The sequence below is a fragment of the Sporacetigenium mesophilum DSM 16796 genome (assembly GCF_059569055.1).
This window is the reverse complement of record NZ_JCANUR010000001.1, coordinates 429,342-444,926: the sequence shown is the minus strand read 5'-3', so window position 1 is coordinate 444,926 and position 15,585 is coordinate 429,342. Positions and strand designations below refer to the sequence as shown.

Annotated in this window: 18 protein-coding genes; 2 read left to right on the top strand and 16 right to left on the bottom strand. The window is 28.6% G+C overall.

Annotated features, from left to right (window positions below; genetic code table 11):
• Positions 1-80: 80 nt before the first annotated feature.
• The 12 genes from BS62_RS02200 to rocF (BS62_RS02145) form a co-directional block, all read right to left on the bottom strand.
• Positions 81-1,055: a permease prefix domain 1-containing protein gene (locus tag BS62_RS02200; protein WP_496489601.1), complete on the bottom strand. Its 975-nt coding sequence runs from the start codon at positions 1,053-1,055 to the stop codon at positions 81-83.
• A complete protein-coding gene (locus tag BS62_RS02195; protein WP_496489600.1) occupies positions 1,056-1,385 on the bottom strand; it encodes a PadR family transcriptional regulator in 330 nt (109 codons plus the stop codon). It lies immediately after the preceding gene.
• 246 nt (positions 1,386-1,631) lie between these two features.
• Positions 1,632-1,994 (bottom strand): VOC family protein, encoded by a 363-nt coding sequence (locus BS62_RS02190; protein ID WP_496489599.1) that lies wholly within the window; start codon positions 1,992-1,994, stop codon positions 1,632-1,634.
• A 143-nt stretch (positions 1,995-2,137) separates the two neighbouring features.
• A complete protein-coding gene (locus BS62_RS02185; protein ID WP_496489598.1) occupies positions 2,138-2,830 on the bottom strand; it encodes a Crp/Fnr family transcriptional regulator in 693 nt (230 codons plus the stop codon).
• An 18-nt stretch (positions 2,831-2,848) separates the two neighbouring features.
• Positions 2,849-3,184, bottom strand: coding sequence for a cupin domain-containing protein (locus BS62_RS02180; protein ID WP_496489597.1), 336 nt, complete (start codon positions 3,182-3,184; stop codon positions 2,849-2,851).
• Between the two features lie 2 nt (positions 3,185-3,186).
• Positions 3,187-3,525 (bottom strand): cupin domain-containing protein, encoded by a 339-nt coding sequence (locus tag BS62_RS02175; RefSeq protein WP_490141800.1) that lies wholly within the window; start codon positions 3,523-3,525, stop codon positions 3,187-3,189.
• A 304-nt stretch (positions 3,526-3,829) separates the two neighbouring features.
• Positions 3,830-4,654: a MerR family DNA-binding transcriptional regulator gene (locus tag BS62_RS02170; protein ID WP_496489596.1), complete on the bottom strand. Its 825-nt coding sequence runs from the start codon at positions 4,652-4,654 to the stop codon at positions 3,830-3,832.
• A gap of 148 nt (positions 4,655-4,802) precedes the next feature.
• Positions 4,803-5,720: an FMN-binding protein gene (locus BS62_RS02165; protein ID WP_496489595.1), complete on the bottom strand. Its 918-nt coding sequence runs from the start codon at positions 5,718-5,720 to the stop codon at positions 4,803-4,805.
• A gap of 174 nt (positions 5,721-5,894) precedes the next feature.
• Positions 5,895-6,998, bottom strand: a complete 1,104-nt coding sequence (locus BS62_RS02160; protein ID WP_496489594.1) for a response regulator transcription factor — start codon at positions 6,996-6,998, stop codon at positions 5,895-5,897.
• A complete protein-coding gene (locus BS62_RS02155) occupies positions 6,991-8,649 on the bottom strand; it encodes a sensor histidine kinase (protein WP_496489593.1) in 1,659 nt (552 codons plus the stop codon). Before BS62_RS02155 ends, BS62_RS02160 begins: the two co-directional genes overlap by 8 nt.
• A 269-nt stretch (positions 8,650-8,918) precedes the next feature.
• Positions 8,919-9,815: an arginase gene (gene rocF / locus BS62_RS02150; protein WP_496489592.1), complete on the bottom strand. Its 897-nt coding sequence runs from the start codon at positions 9,813-9,815 to the stop codon at positions 8,919-8,921.
• A gap of 112 nt (positions 9,816-9,927) precedes the next feature.
• On the bottom strand, positions 9,928-10,824 hold the full coding sequence (gene rocF, locus BS62_RS02145; RefSeq protein WP_496489591.1) for an arginase: 897 nt from the start codon (positions 10,822-10,824) through the stop codon (positions 9,928-9,930).
• A 249-nt stretch (positions 10,825-11,073) separates the two neighbouring features.
• Here rocF (BS62_RS02145) and BS62_RS02140 point away from each other — a divergent pair, with 249 nt between their 5' ends.
• Positions 11,074-11,736, top strand: a complete 663-nt coding sequence (locus BS62_RS02140; protein WP_496489590.1) for a rhomboid family intramembrane serine protease — start codon at positions 11,074-11,076, stop codon at positions 11,734-11,736.
• 16 nt (positions 11,737-11,752) lie between these two features.
• Here BS62_RS02140 and BS62_RS02135 read toward each other — a convergent pair whose 3' ends face one another.
• From BS62_RS02135 to BS62_RS02120, 4 genes are all read right to left on the bottom strand, one after another.
• On the bottom strand, positions 11,753-11,992 hold the full coding sequence (locus BS62_RS02135) for a DUF2164 domain-containing protein (protein WP_496489589.1): 240 nt from the start codon (positions 11,990-11,992) through the stop codon (positions 11,753-11,755).
• Positions 11,993-12,004: 12 nt separating this feature from the next.
• A complete protein-coding gene (locus BS62_RS02130) occupies positions 12,005-12,829 on the bottom strand; it encodes a sugar nucleotide-binding protein (RefSeq protein WP_496489588.1) in 825 nt (274 codons plus the stop codon).
• A gap of 52 nt (positions 12,830-12,881) precedes the next feature.
• Positions 12,882-13,577 carry a cyclic nucleotide-binding domain-containing protein gene (locus BS62_RS02125; RefSeq protein WP_496489587.1) on the bottom strand — a complete coding sequence of 232 codons (696 nt, stop codon included), beginning with the start codon at positions 13,575-13,577 and terminating at the stop codon, positions 12,882-12,884.
• Between the two features lie 144 nt (positions 13,578-13,721).
• A complete protein-coding gene (locus BS62_RS02120; RefSeq protein WP_496489586.1) occupies positions 13,722-14,717 on the bottom strand; it encodes an NADH:flavin oxidoreductase in 996 nt (331 codons plus the stop codon).
• A gap of 171 nt (positions 14,718-14,888) precedes the next feature.
• Between BS62_RS02120 and BS62_RS02115 the strand changes: the two genes are divergently transcribed.
• Positions 14,889-15,578: a response regulator gene (locus BS62_RS02115; RefSeq protein WP_496489585.1), complete on the top strand. Its 690-nt coding sequence runs from the start codon at positions 14,889-14,891 to the stop codon at positions 15,576-15,578.
• The last annotated feature ends 7 nt before the right edge of the window (positions 15,579-15,585 follow it).

Below are 15,585 nucleotides of genomic sequence, written 5' to 3'. Positions count from 1 at the left end.
TGGGCAAAAAAATAAACTCAGAGTAGAAATTTATTTTCTATTCTAAGTTTATTTATATAAAAAATTCATTATATTTTTATCTATTCTTTATCTTTAATAATTTTATAAGCTCCACTAAACATACCAAATAGTAGCCCTGTTATTGGGAACACAATCCAATTTATATGCCATGCATCAAATAAAAATCCACTAATTAAAAAAATACATACTGCAAGTGGCCACACAATTGCAGCTACTGCGGCTATTATTTTATCCTCTTTTGCTTTTTCTTTTAATGTCTTTGAATATTCATCCAAACGTAATAACCTTTTATAACCTTCTTTGATTGCTCCAAAGTATATAAATATATATACAGCAATTGCAACCATAATTAGTAAACCAACTACCCCATATACTGATGCCCTATCACCAAATATAGATGAAATAAAAATCACAACTGGTGATAGTATACACATTGCTACTCCCACAATTACAGATATAGTATGAGTTGGAGTAAATTCATTATGCTTTTGTTCAATTTGTTGCTTTAAGTGACTTGGAATATTAAATTCCTTTTCTAAATACTTAAATTTTTCTACTAATGTTCCACTGTATATAAATAGCCCAACTGCTATTGCAATAAGTATAAACAATGGAATTAACCCAATAATACTAGCAGATTCTCCTGAAATGCCAAATATTAAGTTATCCTCTAATAATTGATTAATTAAAATTAATGATGATGCTCCAAGAATACATAAGAAAACTCCAATACCAATGAATTTGCCTGATTTTTTATTTGCATAGATAAAGTCATTTACTTCCTGTTCTGTAAGAGATGGAAGTACTTCTTCTTGGTTGTTATAATCAATTCCAAGTTCATTTATTAATTCATCAATGTTTCCAAATTCAGAAATTACAATCCCAATGGCCTCATTTTCTGATTTCCCCTCATTTTTAAGTTCATTGTATTTATCTTCCATATTTAATAATAAGTCATTCTTCATTTTTTGTATTTCATTAGTTTTTGGAAGATTTACAAACATATTATCTAAATAATTTTTTATTGTCTCCACTTACTCTACCCCCTTAACAAATCGATTTATAACTTCTTTCGTAAGTTCCCATTCATTACATTTTTCTTTGTAATAATTTATTCCAGCTTCAGTAATTTTGTAATATGTCCGCCTTTTTCCAAAGGTTTCATCCTTATAATAAGATTCAATATATCCATTTTTCTCAAGGCGATTAAAAGCAGAGTATAAAGTTGTTTCCTTTATAATATACTTGGCATCTGAAAGTTCTTTGATCTTTTTTGATATCTCATATCCATAAGAATCATTATCTATAAGCAAATAAAGAATTATTGTGTCGTTGTATCCTCGAATAACATCGCTACTAATCAAATATTTTCTCTCCTTTCATGTCCTTTAATATAAACAAGCCTATAATTTAATCTATGTAGTTAATAATTATAAGTTCTATATGTATTATTAAATAATTATTTTTTACTACATCTGTCGTACTTTATCTGTCGTAGTAATTTAAATATGCCATAATTACTACGACAAGTCAAGTAATCTTTCTTATTTTTGTAATTTGGCGTAACTAAAAAAATCATGCTGTTTTCACAGCATGATCTTAATAATATATTACATATTCTCTACAAACTGAATTTTTAATCCATTAGGGTCTTTTACGAAGAAGAACTTTACGTGTGGATTTGGTTGTATAGGGCCACTTTCAATAGCTATACCTTTTTCTTTAACAAAATTCATCATCTCATCAACTGATTTTACTTCAAATCCCCATGAAATATCTTTTCCTACGTTTATATCAGTACTATTCTCATTATATATAAGCTCAACTTTTGTCTCTCCATCACCTAAAAATACAATTTCAGTACCTGGGCCAGCTTTAAATCTTTTATCTACTGAAAGCCCAACTACTTCTTCATAAAACTTTAATGATTCTTCCATATTTTTAACATTTAATGTACTCCAACAAAATTTCATAGTAGCCTCCTTATTTTTCAACAATCTTTAATACATATTTTACCACATTTTTTATATTAAACTTTGATATTATTTAATAAGACCATACTATATTTAATTTTTATAGTATGGTCTTAAATAGCATAATGGTGTTAACTTAATATTTAGTTAAGCTCTTTTATTAATTTTTCTTTATCGTAAATTATAAAATTATTTTTATGATAATCAATTATGTTATCTTTTTTGTACTTAATAAGTATCTTAGACACAGCTGGCCTTGTTCCGTTGAGATAACTTGCCATTTGTTCTCTATTCATATCAATACTAAAGGCACTATCACAGCTATTTTTATAGTTATCAAGAAGAAATTTCGCTACTCTTTTTTTAAGTGATATAATAGTTGAGTATTCTAACTTTTTATTTACATACATACTATATTCAGCTATTCTTCTAAGCATATTAAGATTTACCTGACTTCTGTATTTACACTCTGTACTTTCATCACTAATAAGATTTTTTCCATCAATGTATATAATCTTTGAATCTACAGTACTTATAATAGAGAAATTAGCATATTTAGTTCTAGAGCAAATAATATCTTCACCAAAAGTATCTTGTTTCTTAAGTGTATTAATAATGGAGTAATTTCCATCAATATGACTTTTAGTAACTTCCGCTTCTCCTTCGATTAAAATTCCAATATTGCTAAACTCTTCACCTTGAGAATAGATATATTCACCTTTTTTATAAGATACAATTTTAGCATCTAAACACTTTAAAACATTCTCAATACCTTTCTCATCCATAGATTTAAATAATAATACTGATTTTAAATCTTTTAAATACTTACTAAACATTTTAATATAGCCTATAACTTAGTATTTAACTAGTATATTATACATTTTAGAATCCTCTAAAACCTCTAATCCATAATCTATATCTGCCTCTAATGCAACCATATCACCTGCATTTATAATTACCTCATCATTTTCCTTGTATACTATCTTTAGGCTTCCTTCAATCATTATAAATACTGTTTCCATTTCGTAGTATTCTTTATCTATACTTTCTCCCTTAGCAAGAGAAAAGAATCTCATTTCTATATTTTCACTGTTTATTATCGCTTTACTAGCTATTTGATTTCCCTTATGACTTACTACTGAATTTAGGGGTACTGCCTCATATGGTTTAATATTTTTGAAATATTTCATAACTAATCCTCCTTAACTACTACAAGAAGCATTGACATGTTTTCTTTAGCTGTTACTTGATGAGGAATATTAGCTGGCATAACTACCATTTGATCTTTAACAGCTTCCATAGTCTCATCTCCTATTTTTACTGTAGCAACACCTTCAGTTATATATATAAGAGCATCTCCTTTAGCAGCATGTGGCCCTACACCTTCACCTTTCCCAAATGAAAACACAGTGATTCCAACACCTTTCTTTTGAGTTAATGTAACTGATTGTATTTGCCCTTCTTCTGGAACTACTAAATCCCTAAAATTTACAGCCTTTGCTTTTTCTATATTTTTTATTAATTCATTCATTTTTATCTTCTCCTTTTATATATAATATTTTTTATTTTTATGTTGATATTATCTAGTAGTATTAATTCTTGAATCCATTTTAACATATAAATTTTTTAAATTACGTATCAATGGTTACGTAATGTGGCAAATTTTACAATTAAATTATTATTATTTATATCTATATAAATAAATTGTACTCAAAAACAACAAACTCTATACTAATTCATATCTCTAAATTGAGTTTAATAGTATATCAAATTAATTAGCAAAAAGACTTCAGATTATATAATTTGAAGTCTTTTACTTAACATATGTACTTTTATTAAATTATTAGCTTTTGTATTGGAATTTGTATCTCTGAAATATACTCTTCTTCAGAATCCGAAAAATCATAGTCTACTATGTTTTTTTCAATAGAATCTCCTATTATTGTATATCCATTTTCTTCAATCCATTTAATAAGTATTATATAATACTTTTCTATATCTTCATAAGGACCTGAAAATACAATACAGGCATAATCATTTTCTGAAATTAATTCTAAATCTTCACATGATATGTTATTTGTGGATACTACCTCTACAAAATATCTAAATTTACTAAAATCAGACTTTAATATATTCTCTTTTAAAACTGATGTATATACTTGTCCTTCACTGAGCCAAGAGCTCATCTTCATATATTCTTCATTCTTTTTTAATGTTTCTTTTATTTCATAATCACCTTTAACATTATTAATGTCTAAAAAAACCCCTCTCCTCTCAGGTATTCTTTTTAACCTTACAACATTAAGGTCATCTTCTTTTATACTTTCTAAAAGTTCTAATTTGCCGTTTATCTTCTTTTTTAAATTTATTAAATTATTTATTTTTATATCAATTTCATCTTCTTTCTTTTTAAGTAAATTTATCAAATTACTTGTATTTTTATTGTTCATGTATTTTTTAATATCTTTTAGTGAAATATCCAGTTGCTTGAAAAAAAGTATCCTACTTAACTGAAAAAACTTTCTAACACCATAATATCTATATCCATTTTCTTTTTCGTAATCAGGCTTTAGAAGGTCAATTTTATCGTAATACCTTAGTGTGTCTGTACTTATCTTAAAAAGTTTTGATAATTCTCCAATTAAAAATTTACCTTTCATAAATTTAATCTCTCTTTCCATTTATTTCAGTTACTATAGATACTATTATATCAGATACCACTATTTTCCTGCCAATTACTTTATATATATTAAAAGCACCTAATCATTTGATTAAGTGCTTTTAATATTAACCTTTTCAATTTTTCATCTATTGAAAATTCCCATCATTCTTCATTTCTTTTAGTAACTGTTCAGCAAGACGAAGATAATTATCCCATGCTGTATTTCGAGTAGTATATCCGCTGGCAGCATAATTTCCTGTTTCTCCAACTGCAGGCATTTCAGATATATCAAGCATATTTTGTGTCTGTACAACCTTCTTATTTAACTCATCCATTTGAACATTAAATCCTATACGTGAAGGTTCATCGTATTCAACACTTTCATATTTTGATTGTCTATAGAATTTCTTAAGGTTAGGGTCCTTAATTTCATCAGGAGAATCTGCAAAAATTTCGTCATATTTAACAGAAACTAGCTTCTTGTCACGTACTACAACTTTCAGAACCCCTGTTAATCCACCATCAAGCTTTTCTGCAATACTATAATATTTTTCATTAGATGGTTTGTCTAATGAAGCTGCCAATTTTTCAGCTAATGGAATCATTGATTGCGTTATACTGTTAGAAGCACCTGAAACTACATCAAATTCCCCAGTAATACTTTGCTTTTTCATCATTTGCTCTTCTACACTTACAACGCTCTGTATCCAAGCAGCACCTTTTTTCTCACCCATACTAAAGTTGTATTCTGACATACGCTTTGGAACATCCTGATAGTAACGATGATAATAGTTAGGACGAGTTCTCTCATTAAACTCAACGTGAACTATTTTTCCTTCATTTTTTACAACTTCCAAAGTACCCAGGTGGCCTTGTCTAAAACGTTCTTCTATTTTGTAATATTCGCCCTTTGTTATTCCAAGTTTAGGTTGAATACTCCAATCAAGCTTTGTTACTGGTGCTAATGCTTGAGTATCTTTTGTTGCTTGTGTTGTGGCATCAGCATTCTCAGGCTTCTCTTGAGAACATCCTACCATAGTAGTTACTAAAACTGAAATAATCAATCCCTTAATTAATTTTGATTTTTTGAAAGCCATTTAAACATTTCTCCCATCCATATTTTATTTGATAATTAAAAACATACTTGTGATATATTTATCATACAAAATTTACTTGAGAAAATGAATGTAATAATTAAGGATTATACCCCTACAAAATACAGGGAAAAATATGGGGTTTTATATTTGTGATTTCAATGTATTTTTAAATTCTGCAGGAGAAAGTCCAGTATACTTTTTAAATAGCTTTCCGAAATATTCTACATTGTTATAGTCTAATTTATGCGCAACTTCATAACTCTTTAGAGATTCTTGTGTAATTAACTGCTTTGCACGTTCCATTTTAACCATAGTTATATATTCTCCAACTGTCATACCTGTTTCCTGTTTGAAGATATCACCTACATAATTTTTGCTAAGAAATAGAGCCTCTGAAATTTTTCTCATGTTAATTTCCGTTTCTATATTATAAACTATATAATTGCATATCTCCTTTATCAATGAGCTTTTTTTAGAGGATAATATAAATTTATTAATAATTGAGATTAAAGTTTCTATTCTTTCTATTATTTTTTCTTTAATCAAGTCAACGTTATCATATTCTGTCAGCCTTACATCACCAATAGTCCTTGTATCTATAAAGTATTTCATCCATTCATGATTTGCATTTATATTTAAATAAATTTCATTATAAGCTCTTTGTAGAACAAGAGCTGACTTCATACTATCATAGTTTAGCGCAGCAAAGGTATCATCAACCATAGCTTGTATGCATTCTATATCATCGCCGTGTCCTTCAGAAATATGCTTAACAATTGTATTTATTTGATTAATAGGATAATATAAATCTATTTTTTCCATTAGTTTATTCTCTAAACTTTTTATATTAGTTTGAGTTTTCTTTTTTTCCTCAATATGTTTTTTAACTTTCTTAAAAAGCTCTTTTAATTCTTCTTGGTTAACCGGCTTAACAATATAATCAAATATACCATGTTGAATAGCTTCCTTAGCATAACTAAATTCACCGTGTTCACTTAAGAAAACAACACAGGAGGCCAGACATTTTTCTTGTGTCTCCTTTAGAAGCTCTATCCCGTTTACCTTTGGCATACTTATGTCAGTTATGAGTAAGTCAACAGGTTCTACTTGAAGTTTTTCAATAGCCTCCTGACCATCTTCTGCCTCAGAAACAATGAAAAACCCTGTAGTTTCTCCCCATAAAGGAAGTCTTTTGATTTGTCTTCTCATTACTTCCATGTCATCTACAATCATTACCTTAATCATGTTCCACCTCATTTTGCATATATTCTATTGAAGGTATTGTAAAGTAAAGAGTAGCCCCTTCATCTAATATGCCCTCAATCCACACCCTTCCCCCATGTTTTTGAATAATTTTTTTGATGGTAGCAAGTCCAATACCTGTACCTTCAAACTCCTGTTTTTTATGCAATCTTTGAAATATATTAAAAAGCTTACTTGAATACTTCATATCAAATCCTACGCCATTGTCCTTAATATAAAAAGCATATTCATTGTAGGATTTGATACATCCTACTGTAATTTTTATAATATCCCTACCTTTAGAAAACTTAACTGAGTTTGAAATAATATTTGTAATAACCTGCTTAAAGAGTAGCTTATCTACACTTATTTCCGGAAAATCTCCTTCAAAAACTAGTTCCATTTTTCTATCTGTGTTAACAATTTTGAATTGATTGAATACCATTTCAATAATCTGTCTAACTTGCACCTTTTCCTTTGAAAGACTAACATTTGAAGTAGTTGAGTACTCTAGTAATTTGCTAATCAATTCAATCATATCTCTGCAAATTTCCTGTATTCTTTTTATTGTCTCATAAGCTTCATTGTCTAGGGAATCACTAAAGTCCTCTTGCATAAAGCTTGCGTATACCTCTATAGCTCTAAGTGGAGATTTAAGATCATGAGAAATAGTATAGGCAAAACCCTCCAACTCATTTACTGCATTTTGAAGTTCTGTAGTCCTATGGGCTACACGCTGTTCCAATTCATCATTTAGAGTCTTAATTTCTTTAATTGCATTATCAAGCTTCTTTTCACGAGATTTCAATTCTTCTTGTGTTTCAAGCACTCTCTGAAAAAACCGAATCGTAATTCCTCCCATTATAAAAAACAGTATAGTAGCAAATAGAAATGTAATTCTTGTTTTTTCATTAGGATAAATAACCCAATTTAATAGATGAGTTTTATCAATTAAATAATTATTTATCTCTAGAACAATAAGAGTAAAGCTTAACCCAAAGGCTACCAAGGCTATCATAATTCTAGTGTTGTATTTTGCACCCCTTGAGCATTTTAATTTAAATATTCTTCTAACAAAGGGCAATAGAAGCAATGCATCGCATAGGGCTAAAAGTATAGACTCAACAATAATCCCTTTTATAATAAATAGTAATATTATTTCCATTTCCACATTTATATATGATTGTAGATTCCAAGGCGGTTGACTCAAGCTATTTAAGCTAATTAGAATAGGAAATAGAGTTAAATATATAAGCATTCTGATAATTATGTGAATAAGCTGTAGAAAATAAATATTGTAAAAAAAACTGTCTTCCTGTAATCTTTTTTGTCCACCATATCCATGAATAATTATCCATAATAATAACGAAACTGCTGGAACTATGGAAGCCCACCCGTTATAGTTCCCCAAAATAAATGGATATAGTATAACAAGACCTAAAGTTATGCTAATTATTCCATATCTAACCCCCCATGCAAGTGTGACTAATAGAGGTAAAGTGATACTCCACGCAAAGTTAATAGAGAATCCATCAAACTCAAATCTGCTTGAATAGAATGTTCCAATAAAACCAATAAAGCCTAAAATTACTGAAACAACAAATTTATAAAGGTTTATCCTTCTTAAGCTAACATAACTATAATCTGGATGCATATATTGTTCTCCTATCTATACTAAGATGTCATTTCTACATAAACTTTTATTTAACTAAAATGAATTTTTCATTCTATCATCCTTAATTTTGATATTCAAATTACTAAAGAAGGATAGGTTTATGACAAAGAGAAAAAGCATTCTTACCATCATTGTTAATATTGTTAGGATGATTAGCATTACCACCACTAGGTATCATCCATTTCTATTATATCAAATGCATATAAAAAGACCATCTAAATTAACTTATTTGATGGCCTTAATTAAACTTACATATTTTTAAATGTGAAATCTAGTAAGTCTATTGCTAAGTCAGCTGTAATATCATTTTTATCTAATAATGTGTTTAGCTCAACAAAGTCCATAGACTTAATAAGCTTTGTTTGTGCTAGTGCTTTTAAAATATTTTTTGTATCTTCAACACTAACACCGTTATGTACGGGAGTACCTGTACCTGGTACAAATTCATAGTCTATAAAATCTAAATCAAAACTTAAATGAACTGCATTAATATTTTTGTCTTTGAGTTTTTGTAATATATCATTTAAAACTTTGTCTATACCATCTTTGTTAATTTCTTCAGATGAATAAACATTAAGGTTTTCTTTATTTATTAATTCAAGTTCGCCTTCATCTAAATCTCTAGCACCAACTATAAATACATTTTGTGGATTTACCTTTCTTCCTTCAAAGTAAAGATTTGTTAATTCAGGATGTCCTATTCCCATAGCATTAGCTAAAGGCATTCCATGTACATTTCCACTTCCACTAGTATCATGAGTGTTTATATCTCCATGTGCATCCATCCATATAACCGCAAAATTGTCATATGCTTTACTTATTCCAGATATACTTCCAAGGCCCACTGAATGGTCTCCTCCAACTACCAATGGAAAACTACCTGCCTCTATAGATGTGTAAACAGCATGAGCAATATTTTTATTAACTTCTGCAATAGCCTCAAAATATTTCATATTAGAATGAGAAGAAAATTTATCAGAGTCTTCAACCTCAGGCACGTGAATATTTCCAAAATCAAATACATTATGATTGTGCTCAGCTAAAATCTTAGCAATATTTTTTTCTCTGAACTTTTCAGGTGCATGTTCAGGTCCTTTTCTATCTGCTCCATAAAAAATTGGAACCCCAATTATATTAATATCCATAATAATTCCTCCTTAAAAAAGCTTTAAGAACCTTTTAATCATTATTTATTTTTTACAAAATCAATTAAAAAAACCGCATGATTTAATAATAAAATCATGCGGAAGTTTATATTTACATATGGCTAAATGTCCAATCTAATAAATCTATTGCTAAATTAGCTGTAATATCATCTTTATCTAATGCTGTGTTTAGTTCAACAAAATCCATTGATTTTACAAGTTTTGTCTGCACTAGCATTTTTAAAATAGTTTTAGTGTCTTCAACACTAACTCCACTATCCACAGGAGTTCCTGTACCTGGTACAAATTTAGCATCTATAAAATCTAAATCAAAACTTAAATGAACTGCATCAATGTTTCTATCTTTAAGTTTTTGTAAAATTTCACTAGTGACATTTTCTATACCCTTTTCATTAATTTCTTCAGATGAATATACATTAAGATTTTCTTTATTTATTAAATCAATTTCTCCTTCATCTAAATCCCTAGCACCTACTATAAATACATTTTGTGGGTCTACCTTTCTTCCTTCAAAATACAGATTAGTTAAGTCACCATGTCCTATTCCCATAGCTTTAGCTAAAGGCATACCATGTATATTTCCACTACCACTAGTATCATGAGTGTTTATATCTCCATGTGCATCCATCCATATAACTGCAATATTTTTATGCTCTTTACTCATACCCGATATACTACCAAGTCCTACTGAATGATCTCCTCCAACTATTAATGGAAAACTACCTGACTTTATAGATGAATATACAACATGAGCAAGATTTGTATTAACTTGAGTTATAGCCTCAAGATACTTCATATTAGAATGAGAACAAAATTTATCACAATCTTTAACTTCAGGTACAAAAACATTTCCAAAATCAAATACCTTATGATTATGTTGAGATAAAACTTTAGCAATATCCTTCTCTCTTAACTTTTGAGGTCCAAATTCAGGTCCTTTTTTATCTGCTCCATAAAAAATTGGAACTCCGATTATATTAATATCCATTTATTACTCCCCCTATAAAATTTCATTTTTTATGTACAATTCAAAATTTTCCGTTAATAAAATTGTAAAGGTTGGAGTAACTCCATAGTCAATAAGAAATTTTAATTATTTTTATTTTTTATAAATTAAGCAACATAATTCCTAATTTAATATATATATAAAGTAAACATTTCAAAATAGCTTCGTTTTATTATTTGGTAGGATATGCTATAATTTTTATTAATTACTTTTCAAGAAAGGATTTTTTATATGAATTGGTTAAATAAACTTGAAAGAAAATTTGGTCGCTATGCAATTTCAAATCTTATGTATTATATAATAGGTGCCACAGTGGTTGCATATATGGTTCAGACTATTTTAAACGTACCGATATATCAATATCTAGCTTTCGTTCCAAGCCTAATTATGGAAGGTCAAGTTTGGAGAATAATAACATTTATCATAATTCCACCTTCAGCATCAATGATTACAATTGCATTTGTAATGTACTTTTATTATATGGTAGGCTCAACACTTGAAAATGAATGGGGAGCTTTTAAATTTAATATGTATTATTTATTTGGTATGATAGGAACAATTATTGCAGCTTTTATAACAGGAATGGGAACCAGTGTTTATTTGAATTTATCTTTATTCTTAGGCTTTGCATATCTATTCCCTAATGTTGAAATACTGTTGTTTTTCTTAATACCAGTTAAAATTAAATATCTTGCATATCTAAACTGGGCATATTTTATTTTCAGTTTATTATTTGGAAGTATAGGTATTAGAGTTGCAACGATAGTATCATTGATTAACTTCTTTATTTTCTTTGGAAATGATTTTATTGATTATATGAAAAATCAGAAAAGATATGGTGCAACAAGAAGAAATTTTAAAAGAGAAATGAAGAAATACAACAAATATAAATAGGAACCTGATTAGGTTCCTATCTTATTTTTTGGATTGATAATAGATCTTCTATTCTTTCATTCATGTATTGGTATGAATCTTGTACCCCTCTGTTATAGAACTCTACTGCTAACTCTTCTATTATAAAATCTAATAGTAAACTTGAAGCTAAATCACCTAACTCTTCATCTCTTTCATTTGAAAAATAAGTTTTTATAGATGAAATCATAGCTGCTCTTTGTTCTTTGGTTAATTTAAATTTATCTTTTTTCTTCATGTTATACCTCCATTACTTTTGATTATTAATTAAATAGTTAATTATATCTTTATTATTTAGTCTTAAAAACTCAGGAAATTCATTAACTCTCTTTGATAAAAGTCCAAAGTATCCTTCTTCTTCAAAGTTTTCTTCAAACTTTACATTTTCAAAGCCTAGTCCTTTTATTAATTCACCACAAAACTCTTTTTGATTAACAATGTCCTCTGATACAAGATGGAAAATTCCCTTTAAACTATTTTCTATTATATAACATAATTGCTTAGCTATCATAGTATCTATATTGGCATTACAAAATAACTTTGGATATACAACAACCTTTTCTTTATTTACAAGTGGTTTTAATAGATGACTCATCCTTGGAGAATCCGTTCCCCAAACTTGCGGAAGCCTTAATATAATAGCATTATCACATACTATTTCTTTAATTGTTTTTTCACATTCTATTTTATATTGTCCATAGTCAGTACATGAATTTGGCAAATCATCTTCGTAATGAGGCCTACTTAAGTCATTATCAAAGACATTTGTAGTTGAGAAAAAGTACAGTTTACCGCCATTTTCTTTTAAATAATTTGCAACTTTTGTATGTAAAATCAACTGTTTATTATAATCTCCTCTTAAACAGGATATTACAATTTTAGGATTTAACTCATCTAATATGCTACTTATATTATATATATCTTCAATGTCGAGTTTAAAGCTTTTATCTTTATTCAATTTAATTGAACTTTTAAAGTATGTTGAATAAATTTGAAACTCCTTGTTTTTACTCATTTCATTAATTATTGACCTTCCAACAAGGCCACTCCCCCCTAAAACCAAAACCTTATTCATAAAAAATCTCCCTTTCTACCCCATTTTCTTATCTTCATCTAAACTACTATATTTACTCATATAAATCGCCTGCAAGTTCTTCTAATAATCCCATGTCTATAATTTCATAAAAATCCTTATTCTTTTTAATGGCTCCAATATCGCATAACTTATTTAGAGTTCTAAGTAAGTGTCTATAGCTTGTCCCAAGCAATTCTGATACCTCAGTTAAATTGCAATCATTAGTCAAATCACTATTATCTTCACTATGACTTGGAGATGCAGTAGCCAATAAATAACTGGCTAACCTATTTTCTAATGGATATAGTAGATTTATTGAGCTGTATTTTGAAAGTTTTGTAAGCTTTTGACCTAATCTAACAGTCATATATCTTAAAAATTTTGGATCATCAATACAATACTTTCTAATCTTTTCAAATGGAATAGCTACACAATAAGTATCTTCTATAACTTGGATATTTGAATCAGCTACATCAATTTCAATAAACTCAACATCTCCAATTACCTTAAGAGGCTTATAAAAGCAAAGTAATAAAGACTTTCCGTTACTTAATAATGTATAGACCTTAGCCTTTCCATCTACTAAGAAAAATAAATACTCTATTTTTTCATGGGACCTGCAAATATATTGATTTTTATTGAACATCATAAGTTCCATGTGCTCTTTCATGTCTATACTAAATATTTCATCTAAGTTGTATTTAGATATATAGTAGTTTAATTTTTCATTGTCATTTATTTTTATCACAAAATACCTCCATATAAAATTCGCTTATATTGTTAATTATACCTTAATATGACAAACGTCATAATCCATTAGTTATTATTAATATAGATATTAAAAAAGTATAGATGATTTTTTAATATCAATTCATCTATACTCTCTTTATAGTTATTTAAGACTTTCTATAGCATTTTTTGCCCAACTTGAATCCTTTAATACTGGTCTACCTACACCAATAAGGTCTGCCTTGTTATTAGCTAATAAATCTTCAGCAGCTTTTCCATCCTTAATTCCACCAGTTAAAATCACAGGAATAGATACTACATTCTTAATAGCTTCTGTTAAAGATGCAAAATATCCTTGTTCATTAGAACCTGGAACATTATAACCACAAAAACCACCAGAAATATCTAGAATATCTATACCAGCTTTCTCAAACTCTTTAACTACAACTAAACTATCTTCAATAGTAATTCCACCGTCCATATAATCTGAAGCTCCTAGTCTTAAAAGAACAGGGAAATCATCACCGACTGAATTTTTTACTGCTTTAATAACTTTAAGGTGCATATTAATACGATTATGTACACTTCCACCGTACTCATCATTTCTTTTATTACTTAGTGGAGAAAAGAATTGATTAAGAAGATAACCATGTGCAGAATGTATCTCTACTCCATCAAACCCAGCTTCCTTACAACGACGTGCTGCATCACTAAATGCTTTTACAATATCATCAATTTCCTCTTTTGTAAGTTCATGTGGAGTTTGTTCTCCTTTGCGAGGATTAACAACTGCTGATGGTCCAACTGGAATACTTCCTATAACTTCTTCTTCAGCGGCACTTCCAGCATGATTTAGCTGCATAACGGCCTTAGATCCATTTTGTTGAATAACTTGTGCTAACTTTCTAAGTCCTTCAATTGTATCATCATCAGCAACAGAAAGCTGACCTTTACTTGCCTTTCCTTGTTTCATTATAAAACTGTGTTCAATTATAATAAGACCTATGTATCCACCTTCAGATTTTTCCTTATAGTAATTTAAAATCTCTTCGCTTACTTTTCCATCAGATTGTGATTTTGCAGTTGCCATCGGTGGCATAACTAGCCTATTATTGAGCTCTAAATTGCCTGCTTTTATTGGTTTAAGTAAATTGCACATAAAAAGACCTCCTTTATTCTTTTAAGATTATTCCCTTATATTATAGCCGTCAACCACTTATTATTATATGCTTTTTATTTAGTTATATTTCATATTAATTTGACATTAAAGTATCCTATACTTAAAATGAACCTATAATATTTAAATAATGGATTTTTTAGGAGTGATAAAATGGATTATAAAATTTTAATTATAGAAGATGATACTTCTATTAGTTCTTTACTTAAAGAACACATTCAAAAATATAACTTTGATTGTAAAATAATAGATGATTTTGCAAATGTAATGGATGAGTTTAATACTTTCAAACCTCATTTAGTTCTATTAGATATAAACCTTCCGAAATTTGATGGTTACTACTGGTGTAGAAAAATAAGACAAGAATCAAACTTACCTATTATATTTATTTCAGCTAGAGAAAATCAAATGGATCAGGTAATGGCACTTGAAAATGGAGCTGATGATTATATAACAAAACCTTTTTACTATGAAGTAGTAATGGCTAAGATAAAAAGCCATATAAGAAGGTCTTATGGTGAATATTCATCTTCCTCTGATGAAAGAATAGTTGAATTAGATGAGCTTAAATTTTTTCCAGAAAGACTAGAAGTAACATTTAATGAAAAAACAATTATACTTACAAAGAAAGAAGGAATTCTTTTAGAATCTTTAATTACTAATTACCAAAAGGCAGTATCAAGGGACTATTTGTTAGAAAAATTATGGGATGACACATCATTCGTTGAAGAAAACACATTAAATGTAAACGTTACTAGACTTAGAAAAAAACTTCAAGAACTGACAAGTGAATATGTTATTGAAACTGTTAGAAGTCTTGGATATAAGTTAACTAAAGTATAGGTGATAA